This window comes from Planktothrix mougeotii LEGE 06226 (assembly GCF_015207485.1).
Classification (GTDB): Bacteria; Cyanobacteriota; Cyanobacteriia; order Cyanobacteriales; family Microcoleaceae; genus Planktothrix.
Window position 1 is genome coordinate 15,043 of sequence record NZ_JADEWU010000001.1, and the last position, 16,620, is coordinate 31,662.

Annotated in this window: 17 protein-coding genes; 6 read left to right on the top strand and 11 right to left on the bottom strand. The window is 43.3% G+C overall.

Annotated features, from left to right (window positions below):
- Positions 1–39: 39 nt before the first annotated feature.
- From IQ236_RS00100 to nifB, 11 genes are all read right to left on the bottom strand, one after another.
- Entirely contained in the window at positions 40–498 is a 459-nt protein-coding gene (locus tag IQ236_RS00100) for a NifX-associated nitrogen fixation protein (RefSeq protein ID WP_072721265.1), read from the bottom strand.
- Between the two features lie 155 nt (positions 499–653).
- The gene (gene nifX / locus IQ236_RS00105) at positions 654–1,055 is read right to left on the bottom strand and encodes a nitrogen fixation protein NifX (protein ID WP_190522542.1); all 402 of its coding nucleotides are present in this window, start codon (positions 1,053–1,055) and stop codon (positions 654–656) included.
- Between the two features lie 67 nt (positions 1,056–1,122).
- Positions 1,123–2,430 carry a nitrogenase iron-molybdenum cofactor biosynthesis protein NifN gene (gene nifN / locus IQ236_RS00110; RefSeq protein ID WP_193867407.1) on the bottom strand — a complete coding sequence of 436 codons (1,308 nt, stop codon included), beginning with the start codon at positions 2,428–2,430 and terminating at the stop codon, positions 1,123–1,125.
- A gap of 189 nt (positions 2,431–2,619) precedes the next feature.
- The gene (nifE, locus tag IQ236_RS00115) at positions 2,620–4,023 is read right to left on the bottom strand and encodes a nitrogenase iron-molybdenum cofactor biosynthesis protein NifE (RefSeq protein ID WP_193867408.1); all 1,404 of its coding nucleotides are present in this window, start codon (positions 4,021–4,023) and stop codon (positions 2,620–2,622) included.
- Positions 4,024–4,095: 72 nt separating this feature from the next.
- Positions 4,096–4,371 carry a Mo-dependent nitrogenase C-terminal domain-containing protein gene (locus IQ236_RS00120; RefSeq protein WP_193867557.1) on the bottom strand — a complete coding sequence of 92 codons (276 nt, stop codon included), beginning with the start codon at positions 4,369–4,371 and terminating at the stop codon, positions 4,096–4,098.
- A 97-nt stretch (positions 4,372–4,468) separates the two neighbouring features.
- Positions 4,469–6,004 (bottom strand): nitrogenase molybdenum-iron protein subunit beta, encoded by a 1,536-nt coding sequence (nifK, locus tag IQ236_RS00125; RefSeq protein WP_193867409.1) that lies wholly within the window; start codon positions 6,002–6,004, stop codon positions 4,469–4,471.
- Positions 6,005–6,112: 108 nt separating this feature from the next.
- Positions 6,113–7,645, bottom strand: a complete 1,533-nt coding sequence (nifD, locus tag IQ236_RS00130; protein WP_193867410.1) for a nitrogenase molybdenum-iron protein alpha chain — start codon at positions 7,643–7,645, stop codon at positions 6,113–6,115.
- Positions 7,646–7,770: 125 nt separating this feature from the next.
- Positions 7,771–8,649, bottom strand: coding sequence for a nitrogenase iron protein (gene nifH / locus IQ236_RS00135; RefSeq protein WP_190522611.1), 879 nt, complete (start codon positions 8,647–8,649; stop codon positions 7,771–7,773).
- A 164-nt stretch (positions 8,650–8,813) separates the two neighbouring features.
- Positions 8,814–9,692 carry a Fe-S cluster assembly protein NifU gene (gene nifU / locus IQ236_RS00140; protein WP_193867411.1) on the bottom strand — a complete coding sequence of 293 codons (879 nt, stop codon included), beginning with the start codon at positions 9,690–9,692 and terminating at the stop codon, positions 8,814–8,816.
- A 56-nt stretch (positions 9,693–9,748) separates the two neighbouring features.
- The gene (gene nifS / locus IQ236_RS00145; protein ID WP_193867412.1) at positions 9,749–10,954 is read right to left on the bottom strand and encodes a cysteine desulfurase NifS; all 1,206 of its coding nucleotides are present in this window, start codon (positions 10,952–10,954) and stop codon (positions 9,749–9,751) included.
- A gap of 41 nt (positions 10,955–10,995) precedes the next feature.
- Entirely contained in the window at positions 10,996–12,471 is a 1,476-nt protein-coding gene (nifB, locus tag IQ236_RS00150) for a nitrogenase cofactor biosynthesis protein NifB (protein WP_190522526.1), read from the bottom strand.
- 962 nt (positions 12,472–13,433) lie between these two features.
- Here nifB and cysE point away from each other — a divergent pair.
- From cysE to IQ236_RS00180, 6 genes are all read left to right on the top strand, one after another.
- Complete coding sequence (cysE, locus tag IQ236_RS00155) at positions 13,434–14,099, top strand: serine O-acetyltransferase (RefSeq protein WP_228041357.1); 666 nt, start codon at positions 13,434–13,436, stop codon at positions 14,097–14,099.
- 2 nt (positions 14,100–14,101) lie between these two features.
- Positions 14,102–14,239, top strand: coding sequence for a hypothetical protein (locus tag IQ236_RS00160; RefSeq protein WP_190522524.1), 138 nt, complete (start codon positions 14,102–14,104; stop codon positions 14,237–14,239).
- Between the two features lie 137 nt (positions 14,240–14,376).
- A complete protein-coding gene (gene nifV, locus IQ236_RS00165; RefSeq protein ID WP_193867413.1) occupies positions 14,377–15,498 on the top strand; it encodes a homocitrate synthase in 1,122 nt (373 codons plus the stop codon).
- Positions 15,498–15,764, top strand: a complete 267-nt coding sequence (locus IQ236_RS00170) for a nitrogen fixation protein NifZ (RefSeq protein WP_072721287.1) — start codon at positions 15,498–15,500, stop codon at positions 15,762–15,764. The genes nifV and IQ236_RS00170 overlap by 1 nt, the downstream gene beginning before the upstream one ends.
- Positions 15,761–15,964 carry a putative nitrogen fixation protein NifT gene (gene nifT / locus IQ236_RS00175; RefSeq protein ID WP_193867414.1) on the top strand — a complete coding sequence of 68 codons (204 nt, stop codon included), beginning with the start codon at positions 15,761–15,763 and terminating at the stop codon, positions 15,962–15,964. The genes IQ236_RS00170 and nifT overlap by 4 nt, the downstream gene beginning before the upstream one ends.
- 142 nt (positions 15,965–16,106) lie before the next feature.
- Positions 16,107–16,535, top strand: a complete 429-nt coding sequence (locus tag IQ236_RS00180) for an ArsC/Spx/MgsR family protein (protein ID WP_193867415.1) — start codon at positions 16,107–16,109, stop codon at positions 16,533–16,535.
- Positions 16,536–16,620: the final 85 nt, after the last annotated feature.

Here is a 16,620-nt window from a genome sequence, read left to right on the forward strand (position 1 = left end):
CTTCACTGATGACTGATAACTGATAACTGAACACTGATTTCAAGCATTAGTGACTTCTCGATATTTAGTCGCTAATTCAACAGCAGATTTTGTCAGTTTTTCGCCTTCGGCTGCTAATTTTTCCATAGATTCATAGCCAAAACGTTGAGCATCTCTGAGGGTTTTAGAAACGACTAAAAGATGACCAGAAAAAATTAATGCCCAACCGAATCCTTCATGGCTTAAGTTAATCACAACTTGGCATAATAATCCGGTTTCTTGTTCTACTAAAGTTGCGATCGCTCGATAAAACGCAGTAATTCTTAATTGGGTGATGGGTTCCACATCCCCTTCTACAGAAATTTTGCGTTTTTGTTCTTTCGTTAAGATTAAGGGTTTCAGAATTAATTCATCTGACCAACTCCGATAAACACCCATACTATCTTGAGCTCGAATTTGGCGAACTAATTCTTTCAAAAATGGAGTGTTTGTGATGGATATGATGGTTTCTGTTGTCATTGTTATTTTCTCCTGTGTTGTGTTGGATATTGTAATTCGAGCCGAAGTAGTCATTTTTTCTTGTAGGGGTTGGGTTGCCCAACCCTCTAGGATCTGGGTTGGATAACCCAACCCCTACAGTTATTTTTCATTCATCAAGAAAGGTTAATTTTTGCTTATTCCTCCTCAAAATCCTCAAATGTTTTTTCCTTTTGTTGGAGTGCTTTTCGCAACCAAGGGGGAGGATTACCCTTTAAAGTTTGGACTAATTTATTGAGGATATCGGTAATTAAATCTTCTTCACTTCTGGCTTTTACGGGTGTAACTTTTTTGCGAATTAATCGCGCTGCGGCACTGCCTCCGATCGCGGAAACATAAACAATTGTACAATCCGATAAAGCTTCTAATTTAGGAACTAATTTATCCTCATTACCATCCTCTTTGAGGTCGCCATCAAAGGTTAAAGTATTAACAAATTCATATCCTTCTGTGGAAACCTCATAAACTGCCAATTGTTTTGCCCAACCAAAATGAGCATTAATATGAACGGAATCATTGGTAGCAAAGGCAATTTTCATGATTTTCTCCTGTGTCGGGTGTCGGGTGTCGGGTGTCAGGTTTCGGGGGGTTAGGGGGAATCAAACCCTACGAGTGATGATGGTTTTCTTCCTGTTCCAGAAGCAGATTCCCTAAATTGAATAAAAATTCTTTAGTTCCCCGATAACCTACGGTTGAAAAGTAACCATTTCCTAAGCGATCAAAGATGGGAATTCCTAGCCGATAAAGGGGAATGTGTAGTTTTTCACTCACGCCTTTCGCATTAGAATTAGAGATCAATAAATCAGAAGCGATCGCTAAATTTTCCAGGTCTTCTAAGTCACCTATTATAACAGATTCAACGGGAATTTTGTCAAGTAAAGGGGATTGAGTTGTGGTAATTGCCGCTTGAATTTCTGCCCCCATTTCCTGTAAAAAAACACTCGTTGAATACAGTAAATCCGGTTCAAGGGCTAAACAAACTCGCTTCCGACCAAAATAGAAGTGAGTGTCTAACATGGCATCCTGTAATTGGCGACGTTGACGACAATATTTTTCAGGAACCGGAGATGAACTCAACTGAGATAATTTCATTAAAAATTCATCAACCGCTTTTAATCCCGTAAGCCGAGGAAATACCTGATATTCAGTCCCAAAACGTTGATGTAAAATCTCCGCCGCCCCCCGCATACTTTCTCCCAAAGCCAGGGTAAAATTCGAGGAACCAATACGCTTTAAATTCGTTAAAGTTGTCCCCCCCGTTGTCGTTGCGGTATAGCCTCCATCTGATAAGTGACCCTCTAAAGATGTGGAGAGGTCAGGAACAGCGATCACATCTAATCCAAAAGCAGTAACAATTTCTTTAATTTCCTCAACATCTCCGGGCGTAAAAGCAGAACTCACTAATAGCGTTACTTGATTTTTTTGAGTTTCTCCTGCTACCGGAATTTCCCGAACAATACTTTCTACTGTAGCGGCATAACCATCTTGTAATGCCCCCTTAAAATCCGGTGTTGAAACAAAAACAATCGGAAAATCTTTTAATTCAGGATGTTCTTGTTTCACGGTTCTGAGGATGCCCTGCATATCATCCCCCCGTGTTTCTGTTAACCCGGTTGTACAGAGTCCAATAATGTCTGGTTTTGCCTTTTCTAAGAGCGTTAAAATGGCAATTTCGATATTTTCTTCTCCGCCTAAAATTGTACTTACTTCCGTCATTGCCGTTGTACTTAACGGAATCGCTTCTCGGAAATGTCGCACCAGCAAAACTTTAGCAAAGGCGGTACAACCTTGGGAACCATGCAACAAAGGCATTGTTCCTTTTAAACCTAAAAATGCTAACGCTGCACCCAAAGGTTGAGATTGTTTAAGCGGATTAACCGCAACCGATTTTTTAGGGGAGATTACAGTAGCCATAATACAGTTATCAGTTATCAGTTATCAGTCATCAGTTATCAGTCATCAGTCATCAGCTATTAGTTATTAGTTATCGGTTGTTAGTTGTTAGTTGTTAGTAAAGAGTTTTTAGCCTAGAGTTTATGGCTTATAGTTTTGAGCTAAAAATCATTGACGATGAACTATAAACGATTAACTGCTAACTCTCCACTACTCACTGATAACTGATAACTGATAACTGATAACTGATTCCCAAGGGGCGGGTTGACGAATTTGTTCCCAAATAGGGCTATATAAAGCTTCGTCTAATTCCCTTGCCATTTCCACCATTCCGACATAACCGGAATAGGGATGATGGCGTTCTTGGTTAATATCTAAAAAGGGAATTTTGGCTTTTAAAGCAGTGTATTGATTTCGTCCGCCTGCAATTAACATATCTGCTTTTGTTTTGTCAATTACTTTCAGTAATTCAGCCGCATTTCCTTTTTCCAACATGATGCCATCTTTGCCGAGCAAATCTTTAATTTTTGCCTTATCTTCTTCCGTACTTTTCTTGGTGCTGGTGGCGACAACTTCCATTCCTAAATCTTTAGCGGCGGAAATAATCGACCAACTTTTAACCCCTCCTGTGTACAGAACTACTCGTTTTCCTTTTAAACGGGCGCGATAAGGCGCCAGTTGTTCATCTAACTTGGCCGTTTCCTCAGCAATTAATTGTTCGGTGCGATTTTGTAAGTCTGCGTCCCCAATTTTTTGAGCAATGTTTCGCAAACAGCGATTCATGTCATCAATGCCATAAAAGGATTCTTCCAAATAGGGAATCCCATATTTTTCTTCCATTTTTCTCGCCATATTAATCAACGCCTTAGAACAAATCATGACGTTGAGTTTGGCTCGATGGGCGGTACAGATTTCTTGGTAACGACTATCCCCTGTAATTTTAGCCAGAACCCGAATTCCTAACTTTTCAAATAAGGGAAGAACGCCCCACATTTCCCCAGCAATATTGTATTCCCCGATTAAATTAATATCGTAGGGTGTCGTATAATCGGGTTCGGCTGTACCAACAACATACTCTAATAAAGTTTCTCCCCCAATCCGATTTCCTAAGTTTTTACTCCCCACAAAACCCGGAGAATGAACCGGAATCACAGGAATTCCAACTTTTGTACTCGCCGCCTCACAAACCGCATCTAAGTCATCGCCAATTAAGGCCGTTACACAAGTGGAATAAACAAAAACTGCTGCGGGTTGATAACGGTTTTTAACTTCCAAAATGGCTTTATAAAGCTTTTTCTCACCCCCAAAAATGACATCATTTTCACTTAAATCAGTGGTAAAGCCAATTTTGTACAGCTTGGAACCGGAGGACAAACTGCCACGACTGCCCCAGGCGTTCCCAGCACAGGCAATGGGGCCATGTACTAAATGAGCCACATCGGTAATCGGAACCAGGGCAATACTAGCACCATCGAAGGCACAACCCCCTTGGGCGGCACCGGGTTGGGCTTGTTGCTTACACGCTTTATTCTTCTTGTCGCCATCTTTTTTGTGATTGTGTTCGCAAGCCTTTTCCGCCAGCAATTCAGCAATTTTCGCGCTTGTGAGTTTCATAGGACAGGGGTGTGTTGTCGGTTGTCTGTGATTGCAAAAGGCAGAGGTTTCATTGATTCCCTGCCTCAATCTTTAACTGGCTTGTTCGCCACAAACATCAGCGAGGTAGGTGAGGGCGCGGAACCGCAGGGAAACTAATTCATCGTATAAAGGGTTGAGCTTACACAGGGGAGGGATGTGTAGCGTCCATCCGAGTAATAACGTGATGTTTCGTTCAAAGGGGCATTGACCGGGGATCAGTTGACAGATCAGGTGGGCGAAGTTGCGATCGCAAATTTCTAATCCATCTATCCATTGACGCAACGGCCAGAGGATATCCAGCTTTTTATGAAGGGAGAAAGTAATCATAGCACCGAACCGTTGTCTGTTGTCTGTTGACGGTTGACGGGTAGGGGTGGGGTTTCCCCACCCATCAAAGGTTCCCCCACCCGTCAAGGGTTAACCCTTAACGAATCAAGTCGTAAGAGATATCAGTTTTGGAAGGGATAATCGTGTTGCGATCGAGTTCGTCAAGGAGGGTATTGACAATCCAATTTAAGAGGTTGATCGTACCTTGGTAGCCAAAAGTAGCATACCGATGCAAGTGGTGACGATCAAAGATCGGATAGCCAATGCGGACGAAGGGAGTTTTGGTATCACGCCATAGATATTTCCCGTAGGAATTGCCAATCAACAAATCAACGGGTTCGGTGAAGAGGAGCGATCGCATATGCCATAAATCTTTCCCTCCCCAGATTGTCGCTTCTTTACCATAGGGACTAGAATCTAACAGAGCTTTTAACTCAGCTTCAAACTCTGGGTTGCTGTTGCTAACCACAATATGTACGGGTTCAGCCCCTAACTCTAACAAGAAACTGACTAAACCATAAACTAAATCGGGATCACCATAAAGGGCAATGCGTTTACCATGAATCCAAGATTGAGAATCCGTAATTGCGTCTACTGCCCGTCCCCGTTCAAGTTCCAATTCTTGGGGGATAGGATTACCCGTCAGTTCAGATAAAGCCATCAAGAATTGATCGGTTCCCCGAATGCCAATCGGACGAGAAACGGAGGTTTTTTGTCCCCATTCTTTAGTAATATAATCCCGTGTTTTCGAGGTAGAATAAGCTTGTAAGGCGATCGTTGCTTCTGCATTAATAGCATCAGCCGCATCCTCTAACTTAGTTCCCCCTTGATACATCCGATATTCCCCATCATTGGGCGAGTCGAGATAATCAGAATTATCCGCCAACAGGGTATAATTTGCCCCCATTAAAGACGCCATCCGTTTAACTTCCCGCAGGTTGCCAATATAGGTTTCAAAACCAGGGATTAAGTTAACTTTGCCATTGGTGGTTTCTTTCTTCTGACCTGCGGTTAAGTTAGACAGAATCCCCTTCATCATATTGTCGTAACCCGTGATATGGGAACCGACAAAGCTAGGAGTATGGGCATAAGGAACCGGGAAATCTTTAGGCACAGAACCCGCTTCCTTGGAGTTGGAAATAAACGCCCCTAAGTCATCCCCAATTACCTCGGCCATACAAGTCGTACAGAGGGCAATCATTTTAGGTTTATATAGGGCGTAGGCATTCGCCAACCCATCAATCATGTTGTTGAGTCCACCAAACACCGCAGCATCTTCGGTCATGGAGGAGGAAACCGCCGAGAAAGGTTCTTTAAAGTGGCGAGTAAAGTGGGTGCGGAAGTAAGCCACACACCCTTGAGAACCATGAACAAAGGGCAGGGTAGACTCAAAACCTACGGCGGCTAAAATCGCGCCTAACGGTTGACAAGCTTTCGCGGGGTTAACGGTTAAGGCTTCACGGGCAAAGTTTTTATCCCGATATTCCCAACTTTTTGTCCATTCCGCAATCCGGGCAACCTCATCCGGGTCGTGTCCGCCTTCAAATTCTTTCTTATTGGTGAAAAGTTCCTGATATTCTTGTTCTTGGAACAGGGTTGCGTGATCTTTAATATTCTCTACATTCTGAGCCATTGTCTTTCTCCACTAATTGTTGAGGTGGTGGAACAGGCGTCTCGCCTGTTATTTCGCCTGTTATTTCTATTAACTTATGTAGCGACAGGCAAGATGCCTGTTCCACTTTTATTTCTTCCAAGGCGCTTTGACTAAATCCCAGGTGGGGCTATTGAGAGCTAAGTCCATGTCACGGGCGAAGATGGCGAAACCGTCATAACCGTGATAGGGGCCGGAGTAATCCCAGGAGTGCATTTGGCGGAAAGGCAGTGCCATTTTCTGGAAGACATATTTTTCTTTAATTCCAGAGGCTACGAGGTCAGGTTTTAAGGCTTTGACAAATTCCTCAAATTCATAACCCGTTACGTCGTCATAGATCAGTGTGCCACCTTCGACATAGTGGGTGGTGCGTTTGTAGTCGTCATTATGACCAAACTCATAACCCGTAGAGATGATTTCCATCCCCAGATCTTTGAAGGCAGGAACAACGTGGCGAGGACGTAAGCCTCCGACCATCAGAGCCACTTTCTTCCCTTGCAGACGGGGGCCGAATTTCTCAATAATGGCATCCGCTTGGGCTTGATAACGGGCAATGACTTCTTCCGCTTTCGCTTGGATAGTTTCGTCAAATTTAGCGGCAATGGCTCGTAAGGAGGCAGCAATTTCCGTAGGGCCAAAGAAGTTATATTCTAACCAGGGGATTCCGTAAGCTTCCTCCATGTGACGGCTGATATAGTTCATTGACCGATAGCAGTGAATTAGATTCAGCTTCACTTGAGGGGTGAGCATCATTTCTTGCAGTGTGCCATCTCCAGACCACTGAGCCACAACCCGCAAGCCAATTTCTTCTAATAAAATCCGGCTCGACCAGGCATCACCCCCGATGTTATAGTCCCCAATAATTGCCACATCATAAGGGCCAGGTTCAAAACTGATGGTTCCTTCTTTTTTGGCTTTATCGGCTTTCGGGAATACCCAATCACGGATGGTATCATTGGCGATATGGTGTCCCAGAGATTGAGATACACCCCGGAATCCTTCGCACCGTACCGGAACAACGGTTTTACCTGTTTGTTTCGATTTTGTACGGGCGACGGCTTCAATATCATCCCCAATTAACCCGATGGGGCATTCAGATTGAATACTAATCCCCCGATTTAAAGGAAACAGTTCTTCGAGTTCATCAATCAACTTAGAAAGTTTTTTGTCACCCCCGAAAACGATATCCCGTTCTTGGAAATCTGAGGTGAATTGCATCGTGCCAAAGGTGTCGATCCCCGTTGTCCCGATGTAGTAGTTACGACGACCTGACCAAGAGTAATAACCGCAACCAACGGGGCCATGACTAATGTGGATCATGTCTTTGATCGGCCCCCAGACTACCCCTTTTGATCCGGCGTAGGCGCAGCCTCTAGTGGTCATCACACCGGGAAGAGATTTAATATTGGACTTCACACCACAATCCGATTTACCTTCTTCATAGACATTGAGGTGTTTTTCCCGTTTTTTACGGCTTTTTTCGGGATAGGAATCTAGGACTTCTTGAATCAGTGCTTTTGTATCAACTGGTACAGACGTGCCATGGCCCGTCTCTACATCAACCGTTGTCTCAGTTGTGGCTTCAGTTGTGGCTGGATAGGTAATTGTTTCTGGAGGTGTCATAGGATTTCAGTATTAGAGAGTAGAGAATAAATTGCTGTTAGGAGGTAGGAAACAGGAGAAAATAGGAGGGAGATAGAAGACGGCTAATCCAAAGTTTCCTGTTTCCTGTTTCCTGTTGCTTGCTGTTAGACGGCTGCAACTTCTTTGGCTGTTTTGCCAACGAGATGCTCGTATTCTTTGTCGTCGCCCAGAATACCAAACTCGACCAGTAATTCTTCTAACTCATCCATTGATAAGGGAGTAGGAATGGTGAGTTTGGTATTTTCGTCAATTTTCTTCGCTAAAGCCCGGTATTCATCGGCTTGAGGGTGATCAGAGCTATATTCGATCACCGTCATCCGGCGCAGTTCAGCGTGTTGCACCACATTATCGCGAGGAACAAAGTGGATCATTTGGGTGCCGAGTTTTTCCGCTAAAGCTTCAATCAGTTCGATTTCTTTATCAACTTTACGGCTGTTGCAGATTAAACCACCGAGGCGGACTCCACCGGAGTGAGCGTATTTGAGAATCCCGCGAGAAATGTTATTGGCGGCATACATTGCCATCATTTCACCGGAGGTAACAATGTAAATTTCTTGGGCTTTGCCTTCCCGAATGGGCATGGCGAAACCACCGCATACAACGTCCCCTAATACGTCATAGCTGACATAATCTAAATCTTCATAGGCACCATTTTCTTCAAGGAAGTTAATGGCGGTAATAATTCCCCGTCCAGCGCAACCCACACCAGGTTCTGGGCCACCGGATTCCACGCAACGGACACCACCCCATCCAGTTAACAACACTTCATCCAGTTCCAGGTCTTCAACCGCACCGCGTTCGGCTGCTAGATGCAGAATTGTGGTTTGGGCTTTGCTGTGCAGCATTAAGCGGGTGGAGTCTGCTTTGGGGTCACAACCCACGATCATGATGCGTTTTTTCATTTCTGCTAACGCTGCGATCGTGTTTTGGGAGGTGGTGGATTTACCGATACCGCCTTTACCGTAGAATGCGATTTGTCTGATTTTGTCGCTCATGATAGTCTCTCTGTAGGTTATCAGTTATCAGTTATCAGTTATCAGTTATCAGTTGACAGTTGGCTGTTCCCTGATATGGATTTTGTTTTGGAGGTAAGGAACGTCACCCGGCGGCGATCGCCCTTTCGATGGATAACTCATGATTTTTAGACTTAATAAGGGTTAACGGCTTCAACAATTAAGGTGGGGAGTACCCGTTCTCGCAATTTGCCTTCAATGGCAACTTTTAAGGTGACTAAACTGCTGGAACAGGAACCACAAGCGCCTTGCAGAATGACTTTTACTTTGTCTCCCTCAACGTCGTATAGGGCGACATCACCGCCATCCAAGGCGAGGAAAGGTTTAATTTCGCTATCAATTACCTGTTGAATTAAGGTGATTTTTTGTAAATTCGTCAGGGGTTGAAAGCTGGTTTCTGGGGTAACTGGAGCTTCAAACTCAGGGTTTTGCCAAACCGCAGCAATTAAATCATCAATGTCGGCTAGACAAGAGGTACACCCGCCCCCGGCTTTAATGTAATTTGTCACCTGTTCGGCGTCGGTGAGTTTGTTTTCATGAATCACCTTTTTAATCCGGGTTTCGCTGATTCCGAAACAGCGGCACACCATAGCACTTTCATCTTCTTCATGGTTAGCCAGAGGGATGCCTTTGTAGGAGAAAATCGCCGCTTCTAAGGCTTCTTGTCCCATGACCGAACAGTGCATTTTTTCTTCGGGTAAACCGCCGAGATATTCAGCAATTTCACGGTTTGTGAGGTTTAACGCTTGATCAACGGTCATGCCAATAATAATTTCAGTTAAGGCGGAAGAAGAAGCGATCGCACTAGCACAACCAAAGGTTTGAAACCGAGCGTCTAAAATTTTATCGGTCTGTTCATCAATTTTGAGATGAAGTCTGAGGGCATCTCCACAAGCAATACTTCCAACTTCTCCAGTGACAATTTTTAATCCAGGTTCGTTGCAATCTTCTATGGTTCCCTGATGTTGGGGATTATAGAAGAGATCCATGACTTTTTCTGTATAGTCCCACATAATAATTTCAGTTATCAGTTATCAGTTATCAGTTGACAGTTGACAGTTGGCTATCTTTAACTTTTGGTAGTGGCAATTGCTTTTTCTTGTTCTTTTAACCATGCTTCTTCGTCACTCTTGAAGGGAGATAATGCCCTTAACCGTTCTACAATTTCCGGCATTACCTTTAATACGGTGTCAATTTCTTCATCTGTTGTATATCGAGACAGAGAGAAGCGAATCGAACCATGTAAGACAGAATACGGTAAACCTAATGCTCTTAAAACATGGGAGGGTTCCAAAGAACCAGAGGTGCAAGCAGAACCCGAAGAAGCGCAGATTCCGTATTGATTGAGGGAGAGTAAAATGGCTTCCCCTTCAATATATTTAAACCCGATATTACTGGTATTAGGTAAGCGTTGAATGGGATGACCGTTGACTTCACAATTGGGAATTTTTGCGAGTAAACCTTGTTCTAAGCGATCGCGCAATTGCTGTTCTTTCTTCACATCTGCCAAATGAACTAAAGCTAATTCGCTGGCTTTACCGAGGGCAATAATTCCAGGTACATTTTCCGTACCTCCCCGTCGTCCCCGTTCTTGGTGTCCCCCTAACAATAACGGCCGGAAACGTACCCCTTTTCGGACATACAAAACCCCAATTCCTTTCGGTGCGTGTAGTTTATGACCCGATAAGGTGAGTAAATCGATGGTGCTATTTTTTAGATCTAGGGGAATTTTACCAACGGCTTGCACCGCATCCACATGAAAGATCGCCCCTTTAGCTTTAACAATTTGCCCAATTTGTTCAATGGGAAAAACAACGCCTGTTTCGTTATTTGCATACATAATCGAAACAACTGCCGTACCACCCGTTAAACTAGCCTCTAATTCATCTAAGTCTAATTGTCCTTGACGATTAACCGAAAGATAGGTAACTTGATACCCTTGACTTTCTAATTGTCTACACTGACTTAAAATCGCCGCGTGTTCAACTTCAGTCGTAATAATATGTTTTTTGTTGGGATTTGTGGCTAAGGCGGTGCGAATTGCCGTATTATTTCCTTCTGTACCACAACTATTAAAGATAATTTCTGTGGGTTCTGCTCCTAATAAAGCAGCAACTTGTTCTCTGGCTTGTTTAATGGCTTTACCCACTTGTCCGCCGAAGGTGTGCATTGAAGACGGGTTGCCATAATATTGTGTCAGGAAAGGTAGCATTGCCTCAGCAACTAAGGGATCTACCTGGGTGGTGGCATTGTTATCAAGATAAATAACAGACATGAGACGACTCCGATAAAGGGCGGCTGATGGAAGTTAAGGAATTACGGATTGGCTAAGATAGAATCGCTACAAACTTGCAGAGAAAACCATTTTTGGTAATATTCTGTGACGGCTTTTTCAATCACATCGTAGACTTCTACCGCTTCAATTCCGGCTTGTTTCAATTGTTCTTGAGGACAGTGACCAATCTTAGAAACCAGAACCGCCGTGCAACCTTCTAACATTTTTAAAATATTGTCGAGAGAATCTTCCTCGCCATAGCCTCCATGACAATATTGTTCAACTTTACGGTGTCCGACAAATTTAGCTTCGTTGGCATCCACTTCATAAATCATGAATTCTCTGGCATGACCGAAGTGTTGATTCACTAACCCACCGCCTTTGGTGGCAATAGCAACTAAAATTTTAGGAGAATTGGCAACTTTCTTTTGAGCTTTTGCAGTTTTGACTGTTCTTTGTTCGGCTTGAACTTGATCAATAGCTGCATGGACTTCTTGCCGTGTTTCTAAGTTATATTCGGGTTCCATGTCTAGGAATTTATCTTTGGTAAATTCCTGGCTGCGGTCTTCCCCTAAGAGTCCGACGGCATCAGCGCGGCACTGGCGACAATGGCGCATCATTTTCATATTGCCGGAACATTGATCTTGAACTGCCTTCAGTTCTTTAGGAGTTGGCCCCCGTTGACCATTTAAACCAAAGTAAGTGCCATGTTCGGGTGCGGAAATCAGGGGCATAATATTATGGAGAAAGGCTCCTTTTTCCCGAATCACTCGGTTAACTTCAGGGAGATGTTGATCATTAATCCCCGGAATCATGACAGAATTAACTTTACAGAGAATATCTGCTGCTTTTAAGGCTTCTAAGCTTTCCATCTGCCGTTCGTGCAGAATTTTAGCGGCTTCAATGCCTGTATAGCGTTTGCGATTATAACGAATCCAAGGATAAATTTTAACCCCAATTTCTGGGTCAACCATATTAATGGTTAAGGTTACATGATCAATATTCAGTTGTTTAATTTGATCAATATAGTCAGGCAACATTAAGCCATTGGTTGACAGACACAGCTTAATATCCGGGGCTTTTTCGGCGATGAGTTCAAAGGTGCGGAAGGTGTGCTTCGGGTTTGCCAAGGGATCGCCAGGGCCAGCAATGCCTAAAACCGTCATTTGGGGAATTTTTCCCGCAATTACCAGCACCTTATGGGCGGCTTCTTCAGGGGTCAGCAGTTCACTGACAACACCGGGGCGACTTTCATTTGCACAGTCATATTTGCGGTTGCAGTAGTTACATTGAATATTGCAAGCTGGAGCAACAGCAACGTGCATTCTAGCGTAATGATGGTGTGCTTCTTCGCTATAGCAGGGATGCTTGGCGATGCGCTGTTGTATGGTTTCGTCTACGGTCGTTTCAGAAGAAGATGAACTGCAACCACAGGAGCCGGACTTTTGGGATGTGGGAAGGGCATCGGGTTGCGCTTTCGCTTCTAGTTTCGAGAGAAGTTCTGTAGTAGGTGACATCGAAATCCGTAAGTCTAATAACGAACTGATTAATCGACGTAAGAACACTTATCGGTCAAGAAGCTAAGGTTGCCTTCTGAGTCGTGGACTTAAGTGCCTGACGTTATTGGATTTATAGCAGCCACCGTTTTAGGGGTTTGAGTTGTTCCCCCAGTTCAGATTTATTGAAATAATTAGAATTCTACTCAAGGCTTCAAAGCCCCTCTATATCAGGATCGAAAAAATATTTTGGGTATGGGGTACGAGTATTTTTGAGGGGGGGGATGAGTATTTACGGCATTAGGGACTGGAATTCTCTCTACTCACACCCAAACCCAATCTAGGAGTAGCTTTGAGGACATTTACACCCCCCTTTTTTGAGTCAGAAGTTTGTACTCAAAAACTACTCAATTCAGCTGAAATAGTTGGATAACTATCCCAACATTTCTTAAGGCTATTAATTTTGTATCTAAGTTATCACTTTGATTTTTCAAATGGTAGTTATCGTAACAAAAATTTTATATTTGCTTAATCTCTTATCGCTCTGATTGTGTGAGCTTATCAATGTAAAACTACTCAAGCTAAAATAGCTGAACCCTAACTATACAAAGGCTTTCAATGAGTACAAAAAAATACTCAAGCCCCCCTAGAAAAATACTCACCCCTAACCCGAAAAATACTAGCCCCCCTATCCCCAAAAGATTTTTTTTAGCCTGATTTCACTGGGTTTAAAACCCTTGAGTACAAACTTAATAAATTATAGTAATTTCAACCTGGGGATTAGGGCTGATTATGGCAAAGACCATCTGCTATAAGCAGGAAAACACATGGTATTGCTTCCCCTCTCTCCTCCACCAATGCTGCAACTTTTAACTCGTTTACCTCCTGAGAAAGCGTTCCCACTCCTTCCTTTGCAGACCCAGGGAACCCGTGTTCCAAAATCAGAAACAAACTTGATGGCAAAAACACCTGGTTCTGAAAATCTGTTAACAACCCTATTGGCTGATTTCCAAATTATTTTTGAACGTGACCCCGCCGCCGAGAGCAGATTAGAAGTCCTATTTTGTTATCCGGGTTTTCACGCTCTGTGTTTGTATCGCCTAGCCCACCGTTTGCATCAATACCAAGTTCCTTTTCTCCCCCGGTTCATTTCTCATATTGCTCGATTTTTAACTGGAATTGAAATTCATCCCGGTGCGGTCATTGGTAAAGGAGCTTTTATTGATCATGGTTTGGGGGTTGTGATTGGTGAAACCGCAATCATTGGAGAGAACGTCCTGATTTACCAAGGCGTAACCTTGGGGGGGACAGGGAAACAAACGGGTAAACGCCACCCCACTTTAGGCAATCAAGTTGTGGTTGGTGCAGGGGCAAAGATTTTAGGCAATCTTCACATTGGGGATGCTGTTCGCATTGGGGCAGGTTCCATTGTGTTACAAGACGTTCCGGCGGACTGTACTGTTGTGGGTGTCCCTGGACGAATTGTTTCTAAACCCGGTAAAGACAGCCCTTTGGAACATGGACGCTTACCCGACCCAGAAGCGGCTGTCATTCGTTCCCTTATAGTGCGGATTGAGAAATTAGAACAGCAAGTTCAGCAGTTTGCTACCACAGGCAAGATGCCTGTTCCACGATTAAGGAGCTATTGATCATGATTAGTGTTGCTTGTTCAGCCGCTTATCTACTGTTTTGGGCGTTCATCTATGAACGGATGGTTGCAAAAATCATGAATGATCTTGAGCTTCCCATTCAAAAGCCGAAATCTTCCCCAAAGCCGACGCGCATTTAATCGAGATTGTAACCGAATTCAAGTCAGTATCGGGTGAGGATTTTTTAAGCACAAAGCTTAATCCTTGCCACACAGTAAAATCTAAAATCTAAAGTCTAAAATCTAAAATCTCAATCACCCGGAGGAGCAGAATTCTTATGAATAAAGTTATTATTAATGACACCACACTCCGAGATGGTGAACAAGCGGCGGGTGTTGCCTTTACCCTAGAAGAAAAAATCCTGATCGCTTTGCTTTTGGATATGATAGGAGTCCAAGAATTAGAAGTCGGAATTCCGGCTATGGGGCAGGAAGAACAAAAAGCGATCTCTCGGATTTTAGGCTTAGGTTTAAATGCTCAAATTCTAGGCTGGAACCGTGCCGTTAAAAGTGATATTGAAGCATCGATTGCTTGTGGTTTGAAACGGGTTCATATTTCTATTCCGGTTTCAAACATTCAAATTGATGCAAAATTTCAAGGGCAATGGCGACGAGTTTTAGCTCAACTTCGAGATACCGTTAGCTTTGCGGTTGATCAAGGGTTATATGTATCTATTGGGGGGGAAGATTCTTCACGGGCAGATGAAAATTTTCTCCTCGATGTTGCCCTTTATTCAGAAGAATTAGGAGCTTCCCGATTTCGATTCTGTGATACCGTTGGAATCTTAGATCCCTTTGGCACTCACAGAAAGGTTGGTGAACTGGTTTCACTATTAGAAATTCCCGTTGAAATGCACACCCATAATGATTTAGGGATGGCAACCGCTAATGCGATCGCTGGGGTTATGGCAGGTGCAACTTCTGTGAATACAACTGTAAATGGATTAGGTGAAAGAGCCGGTAATGCGGCCTTAGAAGAAGTCGTTATGGCACTCAAACAAGTGTATAATCTTGACTTAGGAATTGATACTCACCATTTCCAAGAACTCTCACAATTTGTTGAAAAAGCATCGGGCGGTGTTGTTCCTCCTTGGAAAGCGATCGTTGGTAAAAATGCCTTTGCTCATGAAGCTGGAATTCATGCCCATGGGGTTCTCAAAAATCCCTTTACCTATGAACCGTTTGCACCTCAAGAAGTTGGCGGAGAACGACGGTTAGCGATCGGTAAACATTCAGGACGACATCTACTATTTGATGTGCTAGAAAATCAGGGGATTCATCTTAATTCCGATGAAACCCAAGGGATTTTAGAACAGGTTAGAAATTTTTCTGTACAAGTGAAACGGGATTTAACTGTACAGGAATTAGTGAATTTAGCAACAGAACGGAGGAGTGCTTAATGCAGTTAGATGAACTGGAGTTAAATTGTCCCCCTGTCTTTGAAATTAACCAAAAAGTCCGAACTCGTAAATTAATTCGGAATGATGGTACTTTTCCGGGTCAGGATATCGGCGCAACCCTTGCCAAAAAAGGTGAAATTGGTTATGTCGTTGGGATTGGAACTTATCTACAAACCTCTTATATTTATGCTGTGCATTTTTTAGAAAGAGGGTTTATTGTCGGTTGCAAAAAAAAAGAATTAGAAGAGGTTGAAGAAGTTTCATGAAAGTAATGTTACGTCGCAATACGAATGGGCATTTAATGGTTTATGTTGCTAAGAAAGACTTAGAAGAGGAAGTTGTCGGTGAACGGGTTGAATCTTCGGGGAAAATTTTAACCTTAGCCAATGGTTGGGAGTTAGAAATTTCTAATTCTCAAGAACCGTTAAAACTTCCTCAAACCGTTGAAGCCAAGCGCCTGAATTAAACAGGTGGAAACGGGGTTTTAATCTTTGATTGTAGGGGTTGGGTCATCCAACCCTTCAGGGTTCTAGGTTGAGTAACCCAACCCCCTACAGGTTGTTATACAAAGTTAAAAATAAATTCCAGAGGAGGCAATATCAATCACAATGGTTCATATTATTTTCTATGAAAAACCGGGTTGTATTAATAATACGAAACAGAAAACTTTGTTAGTAGAAGCTGGTCATCAAGTTGAGGCGCGTAATCTTTTAACAACGCCTTGGACTGCGGAAGGTTTGCGCCCATTCTTTGGGAGTTTACCTGTCAGTGAGTGGTTTAATTTGAGTGCGCCTGCAATTAAGTCGGGAGACGTGATTATCGATGAATTGGATGAAATAACAGCCCTAGAATTAATGTTAGCTGATCCATTGTTAATTCGTCGCCCTTTGATGCAGGTAGGTGATATATTTTCTGTTGGGTTTAATCCTGAAAAGATTGATGCTTGGCTGGGTTTGACCCCCATTGCTAAAACGATAACAAACTTAGAAACCTGTCCCCGTAGTCATACTGAAAAAACTTGTCAATCTTCTCAGTAATTGAAGCGATAGCCTTCGGCTGGGCGGAGCCCATCACAATTCTAAATCTTTCAGCTAGGGGTTGAGTTTTCCAATCCATAATCCT